Source organism: Rhizobium sp. CF122 (assembly GCF_000282035.1).
In the GTDB taxonomy this organism is placed as follows: domain Bacteria; phylum Pseudomonadota; class Alphaproteobacteria; order Rhizobiales; family Rhizobiaceae; genus Rhizobium.
This window is the reverse complement of the sequence record NZ_AKKA01000076.1, coordinates 18,684-39,536: the sequence shown is the minus strand read 5'-3', so window position 1 is coordinate 39,536 and position 20,853 is coordinate 18,684. Positions and strand designations below refer to the sequence as shown.

The following is a 20,853-nucleotide window of genomic DNA, read 5'->3' as shown; positions in this document are numbered from 1 at the left end:
ATGGAATTTGACGTGGTGATCGTCGGTGGCGGTCCTGCGGGGCTTTCCGCCGCGATCCGGCTGAAGCAGGTCAATCCGGATCTCTCGGTGGTCGTTCTGGAGAAGGGCGCCGAAGTCGGAGCGCATATCCTGTCGGGTGCCGTCGTCGATCCGATCGGCATCGACCGTCTGCTGCCCGGTTGGCGTGAGGAAGCAGACCATCCGTTCAAGACGGAGGTGAAGGACGACCACTTCCTGGTGCTTGGTCCGGCAGGCTCAGTGCGCCTGCCGAATATCCTGATGCCGCCGCTGATGAGCAATCACGGCAATTACATCGTATCGCTTGGGCTCGTCTGTCGCTGGCTGGCCACCCACGCCGAAGCCCTCGGCGTCGAGATCTATCCGGGCTTTGCCGCAACCGAAGTGCTTTACAATGACGAGGGTGCGGTCATCGGTGTGGCCACCGGAGACATGGGCATCGAGAAGACCGGCGAGCCCGGCCCGAATTACACCCGCGGCATGGCGCTGCTTGGCAAGTATGTGCTGATCGGCGAAGGCGTGCGCGGCTCGCTCGCCAAGCAGCTGATCGCCAAGTTCGATCTATCCAAAGACCGCGAACCCCAGAAGTTCGGCATCGGCATCAAGGAACTCTGGCAGGTGAAGCCGGAGAACCATAAGCAGGGCCTCGTGCAGCACTCCTTCGGCTGGCCGCTCGGCATGAAGACCGGTGGCGGCTCGTTCCTGTATCATCTGGAAGACAACCTCGTGGCCGTCGGCTTCGTCGTCCACCTGAACTACAAGAACCCTTACCTTTATCCGTTCGAAGAATTCCAGCGCTTCAAGACGCATCCGGCGATCCGCACCACCTTAGAGGGCGGCAAGCGGCTTTCCTACGGCGCGCGTGCGATCACCGAAGGCGGTTACCAGTCGGTGCCGAAGCTGTCCTTCCCCGGTGGCGCGCTGCTCGGCTGTTCGGCCGGCTTCGTCAACGTGCCCCGCATCAAGGGCAGTCACAACGCCGTGCTGTCTGGCATGATGGCGGCGGAGCGGATCGCGGCAGCGATTGCTGCCGGCCGCGCCAATGACGAGGTGGTCGAGATCGAGAGCGACTGGCGTTCGAGCGACATCGGCAATGACCTGAAGAAGGTGCGCAACGTCAAGCCGCTGTGGTCGAAGTTCGGCACGGCGATCGGTGTGGCACTTGGCGGTCTCGACATGTGGACGAACCAGCTCTTCGGCCTTTCGCTCTTCGGCACGCTGAAGCACGGCAAGACCGATGCGGCCTCGCTGGAGCCGGCCTCGAAGCACAAGCCGATCGCCTATCCGCAGCCGGACGGCGTCCTCACCTTCGACCGTTTGTCCTCGGTGTTCCTTTCGAACACCAACCACGAGGAAGACCAGCCGGTGCATCTCAAGGTCAAGGATATGGCGCTGCAGGTGTCGTCCGAGCACGACATCTATGCCGGCCCCTCGACCCGCTACTGTCCGGCCGGCGTCTACGAGTGGGTCGAGAAGGATGGGCAGGAAACCTATGTCATCAACGCCCAGAACTGTGTCCACTGTAAGACCTGCGACATCAAGGACCCCAACCAGAACATCAACTGGGTTCCGCCGCAGGGCGGTGAGGGGCCCGTCTATCCGAATATGTAACAGTCATTGCGATTTGCTTTTGACTGAGAAAGATCAAGAGGAATATCAATGCAATTTCCGCTTCAAGGCATCCGGGTCGTGGAATTGGCGCGAATATTGGCAGGTCCCTGGGCAGGTCAGACCCTTGCGGATTTGGGAGCGACAGTCGTCAAGGTGGAAAGCCCAGAGGGTGACGATACACGTCGCTGGGGTCCTCCCTTTATCCAGGACGGGAATGATGTCGCCGCAGCCTACTTCCATAGTTGCAACCGCGGGAAACTCAGCATCACAGCCGACTTCAGGTCCGAAGACGACGCTGAAAGGGTTCGCGAACTGATAGCCAACGCAGATGTTGTCATCGAGAACTTCAAGGTCGGCGGGCTCAAGAAGTTCGGCCTCGACTACGAAAGCCTGAAGCGGATCAACCCACGCCTGATCTATTGCTCGATCACTGGTTTTGGCCAATCTGGCCCCTATGCCAAACGTGCGGGATACGATTTTATCGTTCAGGGCATGGCGGGAATTATGGATTTGACCGGTGAACCCGGCAGAGAGCCTCAAAAGATCGGCGTGGCATTTGGCGATATCTTCACAGGCCTCTATTCAGTGATTGCTATTCAAGCGGCCTTGCTGCTTCGGAGTGCCACGGGCGAGGGCCAGCACATCGATATGGCTCTTCTGGATAGTACGGTAGGAGTGCTCGCCAATCAGGCGATGAACTTCCTTGCGTCCGGGCAGGCACCGACGCGGCTAGGGAATGCGCATCCCAACATTGCGCCCTACCAGGTATTTCCGGTCTCAGACGGCAGCATCATCATCGCATGTGGCAATGACGCTCAATTTTCTCGCGTTTGCGATGTACTGCGGATACCGACCTTGGCCAACGACATCCGTTTCAAGACAAATGCAGGCCGCGTTCATAGTCGAGCCGATCTGACATCGATTCTGGAGGCGCAGACGAAACAATTCGATCGCGCCGATCTGCTTGCCGAACTAGAACGTGTGGGCGTTCCGGCCGGACCTATTAACTCGGTGGAAGACGTTTTCGCCGATCCGCAAATTGAGCATCGCGGAATGGCGATTGAGAATGACGGAATACCGGGCATCCGGACACCGATCATCTTTTCAGGAACTCCACTGACGTCTCACAGAAAATCGCCCACCCTGGGTGAGCACAACGGGAAGGTTCCGTCGAACTGGTCTGTGGAGCAAAATTAGCTGGTGATGTTTTGGAACTTAGCTCGACCGTATTGGATAAATTCGGTCATGCTCCAACCACGGTCGAAGCGGCTCACACAACTCGGACTGGGCTTCGTTATCATTCTGGACGACCTTGATCGCCTAGCAGGCTGTTGAGGTGGTTCGCTAGTCCGCTCGATAGCCGACTTTCCGCGGGCCACGAAAAGACACAGCCATCCGGGCCCACTCCTCCGGAGTGTGGAGTTCGATGTCGATCTCTCTGTCGAACGCCTTTTGCAATATGTCGAGGGCCGGTCCGATGTCGAAGAGGTCGAGATCGGAGACAACCATCAGGTCGACATCACTGTCGGGGGGCTCGTCGCCGCGGACTATCGACCCGAAGAGGAAAGCCTGATCGATCCGGCCACGCTCACGGGCGACGACGTCAGCGATGCCAGCATCTATAAATGGAAGGCCAAATTCGGCGGCATGGACGTGTCTGAAGCCAAGCGGCTCAAAACGCTAGAGGACGAGAACACGAAGCTGAAGCGGCTTCTGGCGGATGCGATGCTCGACAATGCAGCTTTGAAAGACCTTTTGGGAAAGAAGTGGTGACGCCCGCAGCCCAGCGGAACGCTGTCGCGCATCTGATGGGTCACCATGGGATGAGCAAACAACGTGCGGGAGACCATCGCGGACGTTGGGGATTCAGAAACAAGTGACGGGTCACCGTCGAAATCGATAAAATCGCCGCCGCTTCTGTCAAGACGAGCGCTGATTACCTCAGACTGCGCAACCAGCGCATCACCGAGGCTTCCTCCGCGGGACACATCACTACAGACAAAGCGAACGAGAGCGATACGCGGATCACCAGCGGTTTCCAGATAAACGCCTTCGATTACGCGGTTTCGGCCGGAGAGAGCGAGCCCGGCTTCCGCCCCGAAGTGCACGTAGACCGGGTCCACATCGGTCAACGACGAATACCATGGCAGCTCAACGATTTTCGATCCCGCCAGTTCAGCCATGTCTTCGGAGAAATCAAGGATCTCGGCCCCCGCGATGCTCCAACGGCGCCATGCGTCACGCATTTCGGTCATCAGATCCAGGCGCCTATGAAATTCTGTCTCAGACATTCCAGCGAAGTCCATCCCCGGAAGAGTGGCTGCGGCGTCCGGGCTTTGACCTCCGGTGCTATCCGAGCGATGAAGCGCCTGTCGGACATCTATGGCGGCTGTCAAAAGCTGAAAGCGAAATGGGTGGAAGTCAAAATAGTCCTTCGGCATCTGTCTGTCCTCTTCTTTGAGGAGATCGTCCGACGATCGCTGGCAAGCGACAAAAATGAAGGATTTCCGGTCAACGAAATTTCTTACGCGATTTTCACACGCCAGCTATTCCTGCAGCGAAGGCGCCGCGCGGGATTACCACACGCCATCGCCATTGGTGCAAGACCGGCATAGGCGAGTCACATAAATAAATAACTATTTAGATACAAAAAATTCCGGCGTAATTTCCGTACCTTAATGGAACGTCGCCGGACATTCGTCAATTGGCCAACCTTGACAGCGTGTGGGTTTCGCTGTCTGTTTCAGGCTGAGGAGACCACCCAGGACTCAGAAGCTGGGCGTCAGGAATTTTCCAGGAGGGCATTGCTGCTATGTTGAGATTTGCCGTCGTCGGGATCGATCATGGACACACGTTCGATCATGTGAAGGGCCTGCTTGCCGCGGGTGCAGAATTCGCTGGATATTGCCCGCAGACATCGGTGCCTGCGCTGTTGGAAACCTTCCAGAAAACCTATCCAGATGCCCCGCAGATCGATCGCGACACGATCTTTGCCGATCCTTCGATCGACGTCATCTGCATCGCCGCGATCCCGCGCGACCGCGCAGGATTGGCCGTCCGCGCGATGAAGGCTGGCAAGGACGTAATGACCGATAAGCCCGGTGTGACGACATTTGCGCAGCTGGAGGAAGTCAAACGCACCGTCGCCGAAACCGGCCGCATCTTTTCGATCTGCTTTTCCGAGCGCCATTGCGTGCGATCCGCCGTCAAGGCGGGCAAGCTCGTCAAAGAAGGGGCGATCGGTACGGTGATCCAGACGCTCGGTATGGGGCCGCACAGGCTGCAATTGCCGACACGGCCGAACTGGTTCTTCGATCCGGAGCAGTTCGGTGGCATCATCGTCGATATCGCCTCGCACCAGGTCGATCAGTTCCTTTTCTATACGGGCTCGACGAGCGGTGACGTCGTGGCAAGCTCGGTTGGCAATTTCGGCATGCCCGACAAGCCTGCATTCCAGGACTTCGGCGAGGTGCTGCTGCGCTCCGAGAAAGCCTCGGGCTATGTGCGTGTCGACTGGTTTACGCCGGAGGCACTGCCGACTTGGGGCGATGGCCGCCTGACCATCCTTGGTACGGAGGGCTATATCGAGCTGCGTAAATACGTCGACATCGCCGGACGGCCGGGCAAGGACCACCTCTTCCTCGTCAACGGCAAGGAGATGACGCACATCGATTGCAGCAGCGAGAAACTCGACTATTTCGATGCCTTCGCTGCCGATGTGCGCGACCGCACCGAGACGGCGATGCCCCAGGCTCACGTCTACGAGGTCTGCCGCCTTTCGCTGGAAGCACAATCGAAGGCCGCGCGCCTGGGTCATCGCTAGGGAAGCCGTCATGTCCAAGAAGTTTCGCGTCGGTATCATCGGGGCGGGCATCGCCTCCCGCCATCTGACAGGCTTTGCCTGGAACAAGGAGCTGTTTGACGTTGCCGTCCTTTGCTCGCTCGACGAGGACCGCGGCCGGACGCTTTGCGAGGAGTTCGGCATTCCCGAATATACCCAGGATGCCGAGACAATGATCGCTCGCTCCGATCTCGATATCATCGACATCTGCACCCCGCCGGGTTCGCATTTTGAGCTATGCCGCAAGGCGATCGAGGCCGGAAAGCACGTCATCTGCGAGAAGCCGCTGTTCGGCTCGATAGCTGAAGTCGACGAGATGGCTCGCATTGTCGCGCGCGCCGAAGGTCCGCGACTGATGCCGATCTTTCAGTACCGCTACGGCTCGGGACTTCAAAAGCTGAAAATGCTGATCGATCTCGGCCTGACCGGCACTCCATTCCTCACCACAATCGAAACCCATTGGTGGCGCGGCCCGGACTATTATGCCGTCCCGTGGCGGGGAAAATGGGTAACCGAGCTGGGTGGTGGCCTGCTTGGCCACGCGATCCACGCGCACGATATGCTGAACTATGTGCATGGCGCATGCGCCGAAATCTTCTCCTACGGGGCGACACTGGTCAATCCGATCCAGGTCGAGGATACGGCAGCCCTTTCGGTGAAGATGAAGAACGGTTCGTTGGCGACGCTGTCGATGACGCTCGGCTCCCGAAAGGAAATCTCCCGGCTGCGGTTCTGCTTCTCCGATCTCGTCGTCGAGAGCATTCTCGAGCCTTACACAATGGGTCGAGACCCCTGGAGCTTCATTGCCGGGACGGAAGAGCATCAGAAGCGCGTCGACGAGGCGCTGGCAGGTTATGTCGTCAAGGAAGACGGCTACACCAGACAGTTCGAACTCTTCCATCATACATTGACCACCGGCGGCGAGCCACCGGTGACGTTGGAAGATGCTCGCAACTCACTGGAGCTGGTGACCGCGGCATATCATTCGCAGCGCACTGGCAAGCCGACGCTGCTGCCCATCCTCGCCGACCATCCGCTCTACCATTCCTGGCTGCCGGAAGAAGAGCGACGCCAGGCAGCCGGAGCCTGAACCGATGATCAAAAGCTTCGAGCATGTCGGCATGGTGACCGCAGACATGGACCGGTCGCTTGCCTTCTACCGTGATCTCCTTGGCCTGCGTCTTCATTTGCGCAAGACGATGGCCAACGGCACGGAAGTGGCTTTTCTCGATAGCGGTGGCGGCATGCTTGAGATCTTCGCCCCGCCCGGTGGCGCGACACCTGCCTTAGACCTGCCGCCGGCCACATCGGGCGTGCTGCATATTACTTTCCTAGTCGAAAGCGTTGATGAGAGCTTCGCAAAGCTGGAGGCGGAAGGCGTGGAGATCAAGGAGAGACCACGCCCCGCCGTCAATTCTGAGGTGCTGGATCGAGTGGCCTTTCTTCGCGATCCCGACGGCATCATCGTCGAGCTCGCGGAACGCCGTGGTGAATTGAAGCGCATCTGATCCCCACAAACATAACGGCGGCTGGAACATTTTTGCGTTGCGGTAACGACTCCGTAATGCTGATTTGTCAGCCTGAAGGAGACGATACATTCCTTCATGGCTGGGGTTGGCATGTCACGCAGCAAGGACGACTGGATCAATCAGCGTGCTTATGCACTCTGGGAAGCCGAAGGGGGGCCGGAAGGTCGCAGCGGCGAACATTGGCAGCAGGCCGCACTGGAATACCAACAATTGGAACTGACCCGCGCTTCCGTTGACGGCAGTGACCTCATCGAGCGCCTGCGGGCAATGGGTCGCCTGATGCGCGCGAAGGACGTTGAAAATGGCATTGATGTCGCCTCGCACGGACAAACAGCATCTGCGTGATCGACGGGCCGGTGCCTGATGATTGCTGACCGCCAAGAAACGAAAGATTACCATAGCCGAAGCACGCGACGTTGCGATATCACCCTGCCAAAGGTGGAAAGCTCTCGATCATGAATCACGATAGTAGCCGTGACGCTCCTCCCACGATTGCCGATGTCGCGCGTTTGGCGGGTGTCTCGCGTGCTGTCGCCAGCCGGGCGCTTTCCAACGAACCGCGGCCAGTATCCTCCGAGAAGCGAGAGCGCGTGATCGCTGCCGCTGCAAGCCTCGGCTATAAGCCGAACCTGCTTGCGCAGAGCCTGACCACCAAGACCGTCAATCTCGTGGCCGTCGTGGTTAATCACATCCACGATCTCTCGGACCTCGACCTGTTTGACCGGCTCATCGATCAGGTCCAAATGGTCGGCAAGCAGGTCATCCTGATTCGCATCGGATCGGTCGCGCGCGTCGAAGAGTTCCTGCGCAATGGCGTCGCCTACCATGTCGACGCTGCGCTGGTGTTTTCGGATTTTGCGGACGCGCCGACCGTCCGGCGGATGTTCCGCTCCGATCATGTCATCATGCTGAACGGCCTTCACGACGAGTTTTCTCCCGTGATCATCCCCGATGAGCATGCTGGCATCGCCGAAGCCGTCGCGGATGCCGCATCCAAGGGTGTGCGCACGACCGTTCTTGTGACCGGACGTGCGTCCTCTCCGGTCGAGCAGGCGCGGATCCGCTCCTACCAGGAAGCCTTTTCGCGCTACGGCATCAATCTCGTTCGAAGGATCCAGGGCGACTATTCCTATGAAAGTGGGCATGCGGCGGCCACGGAACTCACGGGCGTTGACCTTTTCGATGCTGTCTTTTGCACATCCGATGCGATGGCGATGGGCATCTTGGACGTCCGCCGGACCGACTTTCCCGATGGCCGTCCCTCGCGCTTCCGGCTTTATGGTTTCGACAACCTGTCACTAACCGATTTCGACGCCTATCCGATCTCTTCGATCGGCTACGACAAGGCGCTCTATGTCCGCCATATTGTCGATTCAGTTGCCAACCCCGGCAATTTCACGCCAGGCCAGCTGCCGGTGACAGTGCCGACACGTTTCGTGCCACGCCTGACGGGCTAACGAGCAACGGGCCGCCCGAAGGCGGCCCGCGATCATTTTACCACTGAGGATTGAGGGCAGGGGGGTTGGATTCCGCACCCCACCACTTTTTGTAGTTCGCCGCATAGGCGCCCGACTGGATGTAATCGGACACGAACATGTCGAGCCAGCGCACGAATTCCGGATCACCCTTGGCGACGGCAATGCCGATCGGATCGTTGGAATAAAGGCCCGGCAGGGTCACGAGCGACGGGGTCTTGGTCGCGAGATAATCGAGCAGCGACGAATCCTCGATTGCCGCATCGACGCGCTTCTGCTGCAACTGGAGGACACCGTCGGGAGCAAACTGATCGACGTAGACGAGCTGCGCATCCGGAACGGCGGTCTTGAGGAAGTTTTCGCCCGTCGTGCCGCGACCAACGACGACCTTCTTGCCGGCGAGGTCCTTCAGTTCCTTGATGCCCGCATCCTTCTGAACGATGACCCGTAGGCCAGCCCGATTGTAAGGGATCGTGAAATTCACTGTCTTGGCGCGCTCGAGCGTTGCAGAGGTGTTGGCGACGGCGACGTCGATCTGGCCCGAAACGAGCATCGAGATACGAGCATCGCCTGAGACGTCGACGAACTCGACCGGCACACCGAGCTTCTGGGCAAGCTGCGTTGCGACATCGACGTCGTAACCGACTGGATTGTTCTGCGCGTCACGGAAGCCAATCGGCTCGCCGCCGAGCGACACGCCGATGCGAACGGTGCCCCGCGAGCGGATATCGTCGATCATCCCGGCGAAGGACGGAAATGCCGAGCCAGCCGCGATGGCCAGGGCGGCAAGGGTAGTCAGAATGCGCTTCATGGTTCATTCCCTCTTTTAGTTATGCCAGTTTCGCTGCCCGCAATTCCGGTTCGGGCATCGAGTCCTCCCAGAGCCAGTACCGAATCTCGCCCTCGCATCTGAAATTCACGACCTCGTGGTTTCCTTTGGCATCGACCGCGTGGATCACGACGCCGGCCAGGAATCCGGTGGAGAGTTCATTGAGCTCATCGACGGCGAGCTTCACAGCGTCGGAGAGCGAATAGCCAAGCTTCATCGCAAGAACCACCGTGCGCGCCGTCGAACAGCGCATCGTCATTTCGCCAGTATGCGTGCAGGCGGCCGCCCCATAGCGGCTGTCGGCATAGAAGCCTGCGCCGGGGATCGGACTGTCGCCAAGACGGCCCGGATATTTCCATGCCCAACCGGATGTCGACGTCGCGGCATGGATGCCGCGTTTGGGATCGGCCGACAAGAAGACGGTCGTGTCGCGAACGCGCTCCGGATCGGTGATGGCGCGGCTGAGAGGCGCCAGCGGTATATTTGGAAACTTCGCCAGATCCTCCGGCGAGAGCTCCTTTTCCAGTCGCTCCCACCAGACCCGCTTGCTGTCGTCAAACAACACCTCGTCATCCGAGAAACCGATTTCACTCGCGAAGCGACGTGCGCCATCGCCAGTCAGCATAACGTGGGGAAGGCGCTTCATGACCTCATGAGCAAGGCGAGCCACTGGAAGTGTATTTGGAACGGCGCCGACCGTGCCGACCTCACGTGTATTGCCGTCCATCACCGCCGCATCAAGCTCCATATTGCCAAGCATATTGGGCCAACCGCCGTACCCAACGCTGCGAACCTTCACTTCGCTTTCTACCTTGCTGATCCCCGCAACCATCGCATCCAGGCTGATTGCACCCTCGCGCAACATTTCGACGGATGTCGGAAAACCCGGCCAGGCTTCTTTATTGGCCAAAAGGAGCATCTAGAACCTCTAATCTTTGCGCATCTTGGAAAGGAACTGGGCAACGCGCGGCTGCCCCATGCCGCCATCGGCGGCGAAGAATTCTTTGGTCGAAAGGTCGACCAGCAACCTGCCCTTGTCGAGAAAGACGATGCGATCCGAAATCTGCCTGGCGAACTCGACCTCGTGCGTGACGAAGAGCATCGTCGTGCCCTCCTGCGCGAGCTTTGCAAGGATTGTCAGCACCTCTGCCGTCATCTCCGGGTCGAGCGCACTGGTCACTTCATCCAGCAATAGGTAACGCGGCTGCATCGCAAGCGCCCGGCAGATGCCGACGCGCTGGCGCTGGCCACCGGAAAGCTGCGCCGGGTAGGCGTCGGCCCTGTTGCCGAGACCAACCGATTCCAGCAATGCACGGGCCATCGCCTCCGCCTCGCTGCGGGGCTTCTTCAGCACTTCGACCGGCGCGAGCGTGATGTTGCCGAGCACCGTCATGTGCGGATAGAGGTTGAAGAGCTGGAAAACCGTGCCTGAGCGCTTGCGCGCTTCGGCAAGCTCCTTGGGCTTGCCGACATCAAACTCGTCGACCGTGATCCGGCCGCCACTCAGCTTTTCCAGACCGTTGATGCAACGGATCAGCGTCGACTTGCCGGATCCGGACGAGCCTAGGATCGAGACGACCTCGCCCGGCGCAATGCTTAGATCAACGCCGTCGAGCACGGTCGTGTGGCCGAAGGCCTTTCTTACGTTTTCAACTCTTATCATGTCAGAGCCCTCTCCAAGCACTATGGGCGCGAAGGCGTTTTTCGAAGTGCGACCCGAGCCAAGCGACAAGCTTGGCGGCGGCGTAATAAAGCAAGCCGACAGCCGTCCAGACGATAAATGGCTTCAGCGTCCGCATATTGAGAATGTTGCCGATCTTGGTCAGGTCGACGACGCCGATGACCGAGATCAGCGAGGTTACCTGCAACTGGTTGACGAGGAGCGCGATCAGCGGACCAACGGCAAATGCCGCTGCCTGCGGCGCCACGACATGACGAAGCACCTGCCAGCGGCTCAGGCCAAACACGCGCGCGGCTTCGATCTGGTCGCGGCCGATCGTTTCGATTGCCGAGACTGCAATCACATAGACGAAGGCGGCAGTGTTGGCCGAAAGCGTGATCGTCGCCGCTGTGACCGGTGTCACGCGGATGTGAAGGAGACCGGGCAGTCCGAAAAACACCAGAAACAACTGCACCAGCACCGGTGAATTCTTCAGGAGCTCGGAAACGAAGGTGATCGCTTCACAAAGCAGCGGCACGCGATAGAAGCGCACGATTGCCCAGCTGATGCCGATCATCAGTCCGATCAACGATGTCGCGAGAAAGAGTGCGACATTGACGCTGAGACCCTGCGCCAGAAGAATGAGGTCAAAGGACGTGAAATCTGTAAAGCGCATCAGGCAACAGCCTCCATCATGTCACGGTTGAGGCGACGGTGGAGCAGTGCGATGGCGAGCGAAACGAGGTAGGTCAAAGCCGCATAGACAACGAGCAGCACAATATAGACTTCGAAGGGCCGGTATGTCTGCGAGACCACGATTTGTGCCGAACCGGTCAATTCATTCAGCGTGATGGTGGAGAGGATCGACGAGGTGAGGATCATGTTGATGAGAACTGAGCCGAGTGGCCGTATCGACGTTCTCAGCGCAATCGGCAGGACAATGCGCGTGAACATCACACGCCGCGACAGGCCACTGACCTCGGCTGCTTCGATGATGCCATGATCGATTGCCAGAATGCCGGCGCGGATCACATCCGAGGCGTAGGCGCCGCCGGCGATCGACAGCGCGATCACTCCCGTCGTGAAGGCATCGATATAGATGCCGATCTCTGGCAGGCCGTAATAGAAAAAGAACAGTTGCACGATGAAGGGCACGTTGCGGAAGATATCGACGTAGATGAACGAGATCCGCCGCAGGAGTGCCGACGAGGATGTTCGCGCGATCGCTACGAATGCGCCCATGATGACGCTGCCGGCGAGCGCGAGCGCGCATGCTTGCGCCGTCAGAAGGGCGCCTTGCGCGAGAAAGCCGAGATGAGGCAAGAGAATCGACAGGTCGAGCCGCACGATCTCTCCATGAGCGCGAGTGAAACCGGTTTCATCGTGTCCCGACAACCAAACATTGTCAAGAATGCAGGGGGAGATTTCCTGACCTACCTGGTGGCAATGAACTTAACGGATTCGCGTGACGTAGCCGATTTTGCCAAGATGATCGAAAACTGCATCAGGACCATTTGCTGATTCGCAGACGCCTGACATTTTGCCCCACATAGAATGAGCATCGCCATGAGTCATATCCCACAGATCGACTATGCTACTGCTTCCGATGAGATTCGGGCCGTACACGATGAGGAGGTGAGGGTACGCGGGCGTATGACGAACATGAAGCGCACGCTATTGCATTCACCGGTTGCCCACCGCGTCTACGCTGAATGGTTCACGCTTCGCGCCGAGCTCTCTTCAATTCCCGATAGACCTATCTGGGTCTTCTCGCACGCCATTTCGAAAGCCGCGAACTCGAAAATTGCCGTCACCTTCTTTCGCCGGGCGCTCATCAATGCGGGCTTCGACCCGGAGGCCCTGATCTTGTCTGAAGAAGAAGTACTCCTCAACGCCTTCGGCAAGGCAATCGTTATCGATTCCAACGCGGTCCCCGCCGAGATCTGGGCGAAGCTGAAGGATCGATACGATGCCAAGACGCTCGTCGATCTTGTGGCCTTTGCTGGTATCATGCTCGCGACAGCGGTCTTCAATAATGTGGTAGAGGTTGACTTCGATCCAGAGCTCGTGGCCTTCACGGAGACTGCCGAGTAAAGCCAAGCTGGTCGAATCCACAGCACGTCGCTCAATGGGAAATGGCACTTGCGGATATAGTTCAACAACGCAAGGCCGATTGGGTGTCGCTTCAACTCTTCGAGACGCTTCTCCATCATGCCCGTTCGACAACTGCGTCACGAGATCGAGCGGTAAAGGTGAATGCCTTATCGATCGGACTTCGGGTGGACCGTTGCTGATGACGCAAAAGCGAACAGCATTCTCTCCCCACGCACTCTGCCAGTTGACGGGGCAACTCTACCGAAATGTCGGTTTTCACCTCATATCGCCGCCGCCGTGATCCGTCATTGCCTTTAGCTTTGCGGCGAGCTCGCTGGCGACGAAGACCGCATGTTCCGTGATCTGTGGCAAGCCCATCAATTCTCCGAATGTCCCCCGCGCCAGCGGTCCGGAAATAAGCAAGGTCGGATCGGGGTGCCCTTCAGCACCAATCGCCTCCGAGTGCCCGGAACACGCGATCCCGAGACCGGTTGGGTCGAGCTGCAAGTATGATTGATCGCGAAGCCTGGAAAGCCATGTCTGGCTTTCAAGGATGCCGCCATGCGCCGGACCCGTTGTGACGACGACGGCATCGTAGCTCCGCTGTAGTTGTGAGCCATGCCGCTGCCTAAGCTCCACATGGATGGCCTCATCCTCGCGACGCACGCGAGCGACGGAAGCCGCCAGCACCTCCATCCTGCCTCCCGCGATCGCCTGCTCGAGTACCTCTTCCACCTGAGGCGCGATCCGGAACCGATGAACGTCCCAATAGGGCCTGATATGGCGCACGATCCTGCAACGCTCTGAAATCGGCAGGTTCTGCCAGATTGCCTGGCCGTGGCCGCGCACTTGGTCAATGACGGCATGCCATGTCAGCCCGCCGGCTTTTGCCTGAGTGATGGCTTGCCGGACGCTCCGCAACAATGCCGTTGCACTATGGACCGGGGCAGCCTCGAACTCGCCGAACGGGTCCTGCGGAAAAGGTGCATGACCTCTTGATCTCAGTCCCCGGCGCGAAATCGATGTGATCTGACCGCGATGGCCGGTCCGCGCGAGCGAGGCGACGATGTCAGCAGCGGTAAGACCATTGCCGACGATCAGCAGCCTGTCGTCCGGCCGGATGGTGTCAAGTGCTCCCGCGCAGGTGGAATCCGCTACAAATCGCTCGTGTCCTTCAAGCGAGCGCAAAACACCTGGCGTCGATGGCGATGGATGGCTGGTGGCGATCACCAGAAAGTCGGCAAACACCTGTCCGCCCTGGCTATCGGTTATGTGCCAGAGCGCACCGTCCCGGCGCACCTCGATAACGAGCGCGCGACGATGGCGCACAGCGCCGCTCTGCACGAAAGGAGCGACTGCTGACGCAATATAGGCTCCGAAGACATGGCGCTGGGGAAAGAGGTTGCCATCTGGCCGGTAAGCTTCCGGGTCGTCGGCGACAGCGTCATTGTGCGCGATCCATTCGAGGAAATCCTCCGGATGGTCTGGTAGCAGGCTCATGCGGGCGGCTGGAACATTGATGCGATGGGCCGGATCGGTCGTATCATACGCAAGCCCTCTGCCAAGCTCGCGCCGTGGCTCAAAGACGACGATTGCTGGCGCTCGGTCAGCCATGTCGTGCGCCAGATGGTATGCGACGCCGGCTCCCGAAACTCCTCCGCCGATAATCGCCACCACAGGTCGGCGTATCCTGTCGCGGAGGGCCTGTTGTGATTTCGTGCTGTCTTGCTTCAATGCCCGCGGTCCAAATCGCCTTTGTTTCAAGAGCGCATGTTTGTTCTTCGCGCTCGGATGGTTTAACTTAGAGTCAGTCAGGGAGCCCGGCAACGGCAATATTCTACTAAATCAGTAGAATTTTTATCCCGCTATTCCGTCCAGGCGCCGAAGAGTTTTCCTGTGCTGCAGCGCAATAGAGATCGGCGTGCTTGGTTTACCATGAGCAGTTTTGAAATTATCTGGCCGTCAGAGGCCAGCCCTCATCAATTCAAGACGGGAAACACCACAATGAACAAGAAGACGTCCACATCAAGTCTGACGCGTCGTGCAAGCCTTGCCGCAATCGCCGCCTCGACGGTCGCCCTGATTGCTTTTGCATCGCCTGTTGCGTCGTTTGCCGAAGACAAGTCGATCAAGGTCGGTATCATGAGCGGCGAGGATGAAGATGTCTGGCGCGTCGTGACCGCCGAAGCCGCCAAGAACGGCTTGACGATCGAAACGGTCGTCTTCAACGACTATACGCAGCCGAACGAGGCGCTGGAACGCGGCGAAATCGACGCGAACGCCTTCCAGCATAAGCCTTATCTCGACAACCAGGTCGCGCAGCACGGCTATCATATCGTCCCCGTCGGATACACGGGCGTCTGGCCGATCGGCCTTTACTCCAAGAAGCACAAGGCAGTCGCCGAGATCACCGAAGGTGCGACCATCGGCGTGCCGAATGACCCGTCAAACGAGGGTCGCGCACTGCGCGTTCTGCAGAACGAAGGCATCATCAAGCTCAAGGACGGGACGGGCATTCTCGCAACCGTCACCGACGTCACCGAGAACCCTAAGAAAGTTGAGATCAAGGAACTTGATGCCGGTGTGGTCGGCCGCGCTATCGACGATCTGGATGCCGCAGTCGTGAACACCGACTGGGCTCTGAAGGCGGGGCTGTCTGCGGCTGACCGCATTGCGCAGGAGCCGATCGCCGACAATCCGTATCGCAACTTCATTGCCGTCAAGCAAGGCAGCGAGAACGAGACCTGGGTGAAGACACTGGTGTCGTCCTACCAGAACGACGCCGTTAAGGCGGAGTTCGACAAGGTGTATAAGGGAACCGGCGTCAGCGCTTACTGATCGACATTCGCGCCGAGAGGTTAGGCGCGCCGAGAGGTTAGGCGCGTTGAACAAGGCGGTCCGGGCGTTCCTTGCCCGGGCCGCCTTGGGCGTTTCCGAAGGGAAAGAACATGAACTCAATTGTATCGGCCTCCGCAATCGGGGCCACGCCGGAGGCGGCGTCGGAAGAGGTGGTCCGCCTTGTCGACGTGCATCGGCATTTTGGTGCGACTGCCGCTCTCGACGGCATATCGCTCACCGTCCGCAAAGGTGAGATCCTCGGCATCATCGGACGCAGCGGCGCGGGAAAATCCACCCTGATCCGCTGCCTTAACGGCCTGGAGCGTCCTGACAGCGGCGAGATCGAGATCGAGGGGTCCAGTATTATCGGCCTCGAAGAAAAGGATCTGCAGCCGCTTCGCCGCCGCGTTGGCATGATCTTTCAGCACTTCAACCTACTGGCGTCGAAGACGGTCGAAGAGAACGTCGCACTGCCGCTGAAGATCGCCGGCGTCGCAAAGGCCGAACGCCTGAAGCGCGCGCATGAATTGCTGGAGCTTGTCGGCCTCGCTGGCAAGGCAAAAGCCTATCCTTCGTCTCTGTCCGGTGGCCAGAAGCAACGCGTTGGCATTGCCCGAGCGCTCGCGGCGCGCCCGGCATTGCTGCTCTCTGATGAAGCGACATCTGCGCTCGATCCGGAAACGACCCGTTCGATCCTGACCCTTCTGAAGGATATCAACCGCAAGCTCGGCCTCACGATCGTCCTCATCACGCATGAGATGGAGGTCGTGCGCAATATTGCCGATCGCGTCGCCGTCATCGATGCCGGCCGTATTGTCGAGGAGGGTCAGGTCTGGTCGGTGTTCGCCGATCCCAAGGCGCCGATCACCCAAAGCCTGCTGTCGGGAAGCCGCCCGCAACTGCCGGAGCATATCGCCGCCCGGCTGTCACCCACGTCCGGCCAGGAGGCGATCCTCAGCGTCGACATGGCCGGCCCGGCTGCGCAGGGCGCGGTTTTTGCCGATCTCTCCACTGCGCTGCCGCAATCTTTCCGGCTCATCCACGGTGGCATCGATCATATCCAGAACCAGCCGGTGGCGCGCTTCTTCATTGCTATCCCGATGCGCGACCCAGCCCTGAAGGACAAGGTTCTGCAGTTTCTGAAGGCCCGCTCGGCGCGGGTGGAGGTTCTCGGCTATGACACCGATCATGTTTAATCTTCTGCTTCGTTCCCTCTGGGAAACGATCCTGATGACCGGTGCATCCGGGCTGATTTCGCTGGTCTTCGGCCTGCCGCTTGGCCTGGCGCTGGTTCTCACGAACAAGGGCGGCATAGCCGAGAACGCCTGGGTGAACGGCATTTTGAGTGCTATCATCAACGGCTTCCGCTCCGTACCGTTTATCATCTTGCTGGTCGCGCTGATCCCGCTGACGCGCCTTATCGTCGGCACCGCACTTGGCACGTGGGCCGCCATCGTGCCGCTCGCCATTGCCGCGACGCCCTACTATGCGCGTATCGCCGAAGTGTCGTTGCGCGAAGTAGACCGCGGCCTGATCGATGCCGTGCGCGCCATGGGCGGCAACCGCTGGACAATCGTTCGCGAAGTGCTCGTTCCGGAGGCGCTGCCTGGCATCGTCGCCGGATTCACAGTGACGCTGGTGACGCTGATCGGCGCCTCGGCGATGGCCGGCGCGATCGGTGCAGGCGGTCTCGGCGACCTCGCCATCCGCTACGGCTACCAGCGTTTCGAGACGACCGTCATGGTGGTGGTCGTTGCCGTGCTGATCGTCCTTGTCTGCGGCATACAGTGGCTCGGCGACCGGCTGGTCGCCAGGCTTGACCACAAGTAATTAATAACGAAACGCCGCGGCAGGGTGCGAGGATGGCAACCTGCCGCTGCCGCCGAACAGCTTCTGCCTGAGGGATCCCTCGGCGTACTGCGCCTTGAAGAGTCCGCGCTCCTGCAACACCGGCACGACAAGATCGACAAAATCGCGCAGACTTTCGGGTGCCACCGTGCGCGCCAGGTTGAAGCCATCCACACCACCATCCAAAACCCACGCCGCCAGCCGATCCGCCACCTGCTCGGCCGACCCGACGATCGGCCTCATGCGGCTGCCGAGCACCATTTGATCAATGATCTGGCGCAACGTCACAGGCTTTGGTGCCTTCTTGGTGATTGCGGCAAGCGCAGACTGATTGGCGTTGGTTGACGTCTGCTCGATCGGCTCGTCGAGACCGTACTTCGAGAAATCAACGCCTGTCGAAGCCGAGTAGTGCGCGACAGACGCTTCCACGCTCGCATGCCGGCGGTAGTCTTCGAGCTTATCCAGTGCTTCCTTCTCGGTGCGACCGACGACCGCGCTGACGAGGCCAAGAACGCGCAACGCATCCTCCCCGCGACCGAATGCTTCGGCCTTCCGCCGCAGGGCCTCCACGGTCGGCCGTGCCGCCTGCGGGGTCGGCGCGGCGATAAAGACGCATTCGGCATGGCGGGCCGCGAAATCCTGCCCGCGCGCCGAGGCGCCTGCCTGAAAAAGCAGTGGCGTGCGCTGCGGCGAGGGCTGCGAAAGATGAATGCCTTCCATCTTGTAATATTGGCCGACATGCCTGATGGCGCGAACTTTTGAAGGGTCGGCGAAGATGGCGCGCGCCCTGTCACAAAGCACCGCATCGTCGTCCCAACTTCCCTCCCAGAGCTTGTAGAGGATTTCGAGATATTCCTCGGCCGCATCGTAGCGTGCGTCGTGTTCTGGCAATGTCTCAAAGCCCATGGCGCGCGCGGCACTGTCGAGATAGCCGGTGACGATGTTCCACCCGATCCGACCCTTTGTCAGGTGATCGAGCGTCGACATGCGCCGCGCCAACAGGTAGGGCGGCTCGTAGGTCGTATTGACGGTTACCCCGAAGCCGAGATGCTTGGTAACGTATGCCATGGCCGAGATCGGCATCAGTGGATCGTTGACCGGGATTTGCGCGCCAGTTTCGATGACGGGCGCCGGACTGCCTTTGTAGACGTCGTAGACGCCGACGATATCCGCCAGGAATATTCCGTCCAGCTTGCCCCGCTCGGCGGTGCGGGCAAAATCCACCCAGTAATCGAGGTCGGTATATTGAAGGGACGTATCGCGTGGATGCGTCCACATGCCATGATTGATATGGCCGACGCAGTTCATGTCGAATGCGTAGATCTGCATCTGCTTCATATATCGTTCCCTGTGCCGGCAGACCCGGCGCGCTCGTGAGCTAGAGGGGCGCTCGTGTGCCCTCGTTAGCTTTTACCTTTCCACGGAACGAGGGCAGCTTCCAAGAGCCGAACGGCAGCACTGAAGGCAAATGCACAGGCCGCGATGATGCCGATGCCGACGAAGACGACGTCGGTCGCCAGAAACTGGGAAGCGGACATGATCATGTAACCGATCCCGCGGTTTGAGGCGATCAGTTCAGCCGCGACGAGCGTGCCCCAGCCGACACCGAGCGCAATGCGGATGCCCGTCAGGATCTCCGGCAGCGCCGATGGCAAAACGATGCTGACGAGAAGCTGCCAGGGCCGGGCACCGAGAGAGCGAGCCGCATGGACGCGCTCGATCGGCAGCGAGCGCACGCCGGCCTGTGCCGAAAGGCAGATCGGCGCGAACATGGCAAGCACGAGCAGCGTCACCTTCGAAGTCTCGCCGATCCCAAGCCAGATGATCATAAGCGGTAGATAGGCGAGCGGCGGCAGCGGCCAATAGAATTCGATCGGCGTGTCAAAGATGCCCTTTGCCCAGCGATTGAGGCCCATCAGCAGGCCAACCGGGATACCGGCCGCGATGGCGATGGCCGCCGCCGTCGCGATCCTGAACAGGCTTGCTAAGACATGTTCTCCAAGCGAACCTCCAGCATAGCCGTCGCGATAGACGGCGCCGATCTGCGTGACAACCTCCTGCGGTGTCGGCAGGAAGAGACGCGGCACCAATCCGAGCTTTGCGACCAGCCACCAGGTGCCAATCAACGCGACTGCCGTCGCAAGGCTGATCACAAGCGTACTGCTTTCGCCGGCGCCGAACCCCTTCATGTGAACGGTTTTCAGCTGATCGGGCTTAGCGCCGACGACAACGCCGCTCGTTTCGATGACATCGCTCATTCGGCCGCACTCCTGATTTCGTCGGAGCCATGCAGAATGGTCCGAATTTCTTCTCGCAAACTGGCAAACTCTGGTGCGGTCTTGATCGATCGGGCATCGCCGGTTCGGGCGAACTCACTGATGAAATCGAGATCAAAGCGCGCGACGATGCGGCCCGGACGCGGCGACATCACCACGACCTGCGTGCCGAGGAAGAGAGCTTCCTCGATCGAGTGCGTAATGAAGAAAATGCGTTTTCCCGTGGTTTTCCAAATCGATACGAGCAGTTCCTGCATCTGTTCTCGAGTCAGGCTATCGAGCGCGCCGAACGGCTCGTCCATCAGGAGCACCGCGGGATCGGCGGCAAGGGCGCGGGCAATGCCGACGCGCTGGCGCATGCCGCCGGACAATTCGTAAGGAAAGGCCTTTGCAAAGTCTTTCAGCCCGACCAGTGACAGTAGCTCGTCTGCGCGAGCGCGCCGCACAGCCCTTGGAACTCCCGCAAACTGCAGGCCAAGCGCGACATTGTCGAGGACTGACTTCCAAGGCAGCAGCGTGTCTTTCTGGAAGACGACGCCACGGTCCGCGCCGGGACGTGTGACCGGTCGGCCGTCAAGAGTAATGGTGCCTGTGGAAAGCGGCAGAAAGCCTGCAATCGCGTTGAGAAGTGTGGATTTGCCGCAGCCGGAGGCGCCGAGTGCCACGACGAAGCTGTTGTCCGAAATATCGAGCGAAACGCGATCCAGGGCATGAACCGTGCGGCCATCCCGCGTTTTGAAATAAACGCTTGCGTGATCCACTTTGAGCATGTGCCGTCTCTTCATATTATGACGCTGGCGCGATATCGCGCCAGCGTGCTCGGATGGGAGGATT

General features: G+C 59.5%; 22 protein-coding genes and 1 pseudogene. 13 read left to right on the top strand and 10 right to left on the bottom strand.

Annotated elements, in window-relative coordinates:
* On the top strand, positions 1-1,629 hold a 1,629-nt coding region (locus PMI09_RS18285; RefSeq protein ID WP_007797525.1), incomplete at its 5' end, for an electron transfer flavoprotein-ubiquinone oxidoreductase.
* Between the two features lie 48 nt (positions 1,630-1,677).
* Positions 1,678-2,826 (top strand): CaiB/BaiF CoA transferase family protein, encoded by a 1,149-nt coding sequence (locus PMI09_RS18280; RefSeq protein WP_007797522.1) that lies wholly within the window; start codon positions 1,678-1,680, stop codon positions 2,824-2,826.
* Positions 2,827-2,973: 147 nt separating this feature from the next.
* Here the strand turns inward: PMI09_RS18280 and PMI09_RS30500 are convergent, their stop codons facing one another.
* Positions 2,974-3,180, bottom strand: a complete 207-nt coding sequence (locus tag PMI09_RS30500; RefSeq protein ID WP_244423783.1) for a nucleotidyltransferase domain-containing protein — start codon at positions 3,178-3,180, stop codon at positions 2,974-2,976.
* On the opposite strand from PMI09_RS30500, the pseudogene PMI09_RS18275 reads away from it, so the two are divergent.
* The 7 genes and pseudogenes from PMI09_RS18275 to PMI09_RS18245 all read left to right on the top strand — a co-directional run.
* Positions 3,148-3,470: pseudogene (locus PMI09_RS18275) on the top strand (transposase); the annotation flags it as partial. The gene PMI09_RS30500 and the pseudogene PMI09_RS18275 sit on opposite strands and share 33 nt — an antisense overlap.
* 495 nt (positions 3,471-3,965) lie before the next feature.
* Entirely contained in the window at positions 3,966-4,244 is a 279-nt protein-coding gene (locus PMI09_RS18270; protein WP_037083473.1) for a hypothetical protein, read from the top strand.
* 197 nt (positions 4,245-4,441) lie between these two features.
* The gene (locus PMI09_RS18265) at positions 4,442-5,452 is read left to right on the top strand and encodes a Gfo/Idh/MocA family protein (protein WP_007797512.1); all 1,011 of its coding nucleotides are present in this window, start codon (positions 4,442-4,444) and stop codon (positions 5,450-5,452) included.
* 10 nt (positions 5,453-5,462) lie between these two features.
* A complete protein-coding gene (locus PMI09_RS18260) occupies positions 5,463-6,560 on the top strand; it encodes a Gfo/Idh/MocA family protein (protein WP_007797510.1) in 1,098 nt (365 codons plus the stop codon).
* Between the two features lie 4 nt (positions 6,561-6,564).
* Entirely contained in the window at positions 6,565-6,978 is a 414-nt protein-coding gene (locus PMI09_RS18255; protein WP_007797507.1) for a VOC family protein, read from the top strand.
* A 111-nt stretch (positions 6,979-7,089) separates the two neighbouring features.
* Complete coding sequence (locus tag PMI09_RS18250) at positions 7,090-7,344, top strand: DUF2934 domain-containing protein (RefSeq protein ID WP_037083470.1); 255 nt, start codon at positions 7,090-7,092, stop codon at positions 7,342-7,344.
* A 110-nt stretch (positions 7,345-7,454) separates the two neighbouring features.
* Complete coding sequence (locus PMI09_RS18245; RefSeq protein ID WP_007797502.1) at positions 7,455-8,456, top strand: LacI family DNA-binding transcriptional regulator; 1,002 nt, start codon at positions 7,455-7,457, stop codon at positions 8,454-8,456.
* Between the two features lie 37 nt (positions 8,457-8,493).
* Here the strand turns inward: PMI09_RS18245 and PMI09_RS18240 are convergent, their stop codons facing one another.
* The 5 genes from PMI09_RS18240 to PMI09_RS18220 are packed head-to-tail and all read right to left on the bottom strand — an operon-like array spanning position 8,494 to position 12,310.
* Positions 8,494-9,285, bottom strand: a complete 792-nt coding sequence (locus PMI09_RS18240; protein WP_007797499.1) for a transporter substrate-binding domain-containing protein — start codon at positions 9,283-9,285, stop codon at positions 8,494-8,496.
* Between the two features lie 19 nt (positions 9,286-9,304).
* Positions 9,305-10,222 carry a N(4)-(beta-N-acetylglucosaminyl)-L-asparaginase gene (locus tag PMI09_RS18235; protein WP_007797496.1) on the bottom strand — a complete coding sequence of 306 codons (918 nt, stop codon included), beginning with the start codon at positions 10,220-10,222 and terminating at the stop codon, positions 9,305-9,307.
* 9 nt (positions 10,223-10,231) lie between these two features.
* A complete protein-coding gene (locus PMI09_RS18230) occupies positions 10,232-10,966 on the bottom strand; it encodes an amino acid ABC transporter ATP-binding protein (RefSeq protein ID WP_007797493.1) in 735 nt (244 codons plus the stop codon).
* Position 10,967: 1 nt separating this feature from the next.
* A complete protein-coding gene (locus PMI09_RS18225) occupies positions 10,968-11,639 on the bottom strand; it encodes an amino acid ABC transporter permease (protein ID WP_007797489.1) in 672 nt (223 codons plus the stop codon).
* Complete coding sequence (locus PMI09_RS18220) at positions 11,639-12,310, bottom strand: amino acid ABC transporter permease (protein WP_007797487.1); 672 nt, start codon at positions 12,308-12,310, stop codon at positions 11,639-11,641. The genes PMI09_RS18225 and PMI09_RS18220 overlap by 1 nt, the downstream gene beginning before the upstream one ends.
* 219 nt (positions 12,311-12,529) lie before the next feature.
* Between PMI09_RS18220 and PMI09_RS18215 the strand changes: the two genes are divergently transcribed.
* Positions 12,530-13,057 (top strand): hypothetical protein, encoded by a 528-nt coding sequence (locus PMI09_RS18215; RefSeq protein WP_007797484.1) that lies wholly within the window; start codon positions 12,530-12,532, stop codon positions 13,055-13,057.
* Positions 13,058-13,333: 276 nt separating this feature from the next.
* On the opposite strand, the gene PMI09_RS18210 is transcribed toward PMI09_RS18215, so the two are convergent.
* The gene (locus tag PMI09_RS18210; RefSeq protein ID WP_157213388.1) at positions 13,334-14,791 is read right to left on the bottom strand and encodes an FAD/NAD(P)-binding protein; all 1,458 of its coding nucleotides are present in this window, start codon (positions 14,789-14,791) and stop codon (positions 13,334-13,336) included.
* A gap of 270 nt (positions 14,792-15,061) precedes the next feature.
* On the opposite strand from PMI09_RS18210, the gene PMI09_RS18205 reads away from it, so the two are divergent.
* From PMI09_RS18205 to PMI09_RS18195, 3 genes are all read left to right on the top strand, one after another.
* Complete coding sequence (locus PMI09_RS18205) at positions 15,062-15,895, top strand: MetQ/NlpA family lipoprotein (RefSeq protein WP_007797477.1); 834 nt, start codon at positions 15,062-15,064, stop codon at positions 15,893-15,895.
* A 110-nt stretch (positions 15,896-16,005) separates the two neighbouring features.
* Positions 16,006-17,091: a methionine ABC transporter ATP-binding protein gene (locus PMI09_RS18200; protein WP_007797476.1), complete on the top strand. Its 1,086-nt coding sequence runs from the start codon at positions 16,006-16,008 to the stop codon at positions 17,089-17,091.
* Entirely contained in the window at positions 17,072-17,725 is a 654-nt protein-coding gene (locus tag PMI09_RS18195; protein ID WP_007797475.1) for a methionine ABC transporter permease, read from the top strand. Before PMI09_RS18200 ends, PMI09_RS18195 begins: the two co-directional genes overlap by 20 nt.
* Here the strand turns inward: PMI09_RS18195 and PMI09_RS18190 are convergent, their stop codons facing one another.
* The 3 genes from PMI09_RS18190 to PMI09_RS18180 form a co-directional block, all read right to left on the bottom strand.
* A complete protein-coding gene (locus tag PMI09_RS18190) occupies positions 17,726-19,081 on the bottom strand; it encodes an LLM class flavin-dependent oxidoreductase (RefSeq protein ID WP_007797472.1) in 1,356 nt (451 codons plus the stop codon).
* 65 nt (positions 19,082-19,146) lie between these two features.
* Complete coding sequence (locus tag PMI09_RS18185; RefSeq protein WP_007797468.1) at positions 19,147-20,001, bottom strand: ABC transporter permease subunit; 855 nt, start codon at positions 19,999-20,001, stop codon at positions 19,147-19,149.
* Positions 19,998-20,789 (bottom strand): taurine ABC transporter ATP-binding protein, encoded by a 792-nt coding sequence (locus tag PMI09_RS18180; protein ID WP_007797464.1) that lies wholly within the window; start codon positions 20,787-20,789, stop codon positions 19,998-20,000. The genes PMI09_RS18185 and PMI09_RS18180 overlap by 4 nt, the downstream gene beginning before the upstream one ends.
* Positions 20,790-20,853: the final 64 nt, after the last annotated feature.

Bases quoted from the DNA above. Each gene is read 5' to 3' on its own strand.
- PMI09_RS18235 (WP_007797496.1), bottom strand. From the start codon at position 10,222: ATGCTCCTTTTGGCCAATAAAGAAGCCTGGCCGGGTTTTCCGACATCC.
- PMI09_RS18255 (WP_007797507.1), top strand. From the start codon at position 6,565: ATGATCAAAAGCTTCGAGCATGTCGGCATGGTGACCGCAGACATGGAC.
- PMI09_RS18190 (WP_007797472.1), bottom strand. From the start codon at position 19,081: ATGAAGCAGATGCAGATCTACGCATTCGACATGAACTGCGTCGGCCAT.
- PMI09_RS18260 (WP_007797510.1), top strand. From the start codon at position 5,463: ATGTCCAAGAAGTTTCGCGTCGGTATCATCGGGGCGGGCATCGCCTCC.
- PMI09_RS18195 (WP_007797475.1), top strand. From the start codon at position 17,072: ATGACACCGATCATGTTTAATCTTCTGCTTCGTTCCCTCTGGGAAACG.
- PMI09_RS18180 (WP_007797464.1), bottom strand. From the start codon at position 20,789: ATGCTCAAAGTGGATCACGCAAGCGTTTATTTCAAAACGCGGGATGGC.
- PMI09_RS18240 (WP_007797499.1), bottom strand. From the start codon at position 9,285: ATGAAGCGCATTCTGACTACCCTTGCCGCCCTGGCCATCGCGGCTGGC.
- PMI09_RS18245 (WP_007797502.1), top strand. From the start codon at position 7,455: ATGAATCACGATAGTAGCCGTGACGCTCCTCCCACGATTGCCGATGTC.
- PMI09_RS18230 (WP_007797493.1), bottom strand. From the start codon at position 10,966: ATGATAAGAGTTGAAAACGTAAGAAAGGCCTTCGGCCACACGACCGTG.
- PMI09_RS18225 (WP_007797489.1), bottom strand. From the start codon at position 11,639: ATGCGCTTTACAGATTTCACGTCCTTTGACCTCATTCTTCTGGCGCAG.
- PMI09_RS18200 (WP_007797476.1), top strand. From the start codon at position 16,006: ATGAACTCAATTGTATCGGCCTCCGCAATCGGGGCCACGCCGGAGGCG.
- PMI09_RS18250 (WP_037083470.1), top strand. From the start codon at position 7,090: ATGTCACGCAGCAAGGACGACTGGATCAATCAGCGTGCTTATGCACTC.
- PMI09_RS18205 (WP_007797477.1), top strand. From the start codon at position 15,062: ATGAACAAGAAGACGTCCACATCAAGTCTGACGCGTCGTGCAAGCCTT.
- PMI09_RS18185 (WP_007797468.1), bottom strand. From the start codon at position 20,001: ATGAGCGATGTCATCGAAACGAGCGGCGTTGTCGTCGGCGCTAAGCCC.
- PMI09_RS18280 (WP_007797522.1), top strand. From the start codon at position 1,678: ATGCAATTTCCGCTTCAAGGCATCCGGGTCGTGGAATTGGCGCGAATA.
- PMI09_RS18265 (WP_007797512.1), top strand. From the start codon at position 4,442: ATGTTGAGATTTGCCGTCGTCGGGATCGATCATGGACACACGTTCGAT.
- PMI09_RS18215 (WP_007797484.1), top strand. From the start codon at position 12,530: ATGAGTCATATCCCACAGATCGACTATGCTACTGCTTCCGATGAGATT.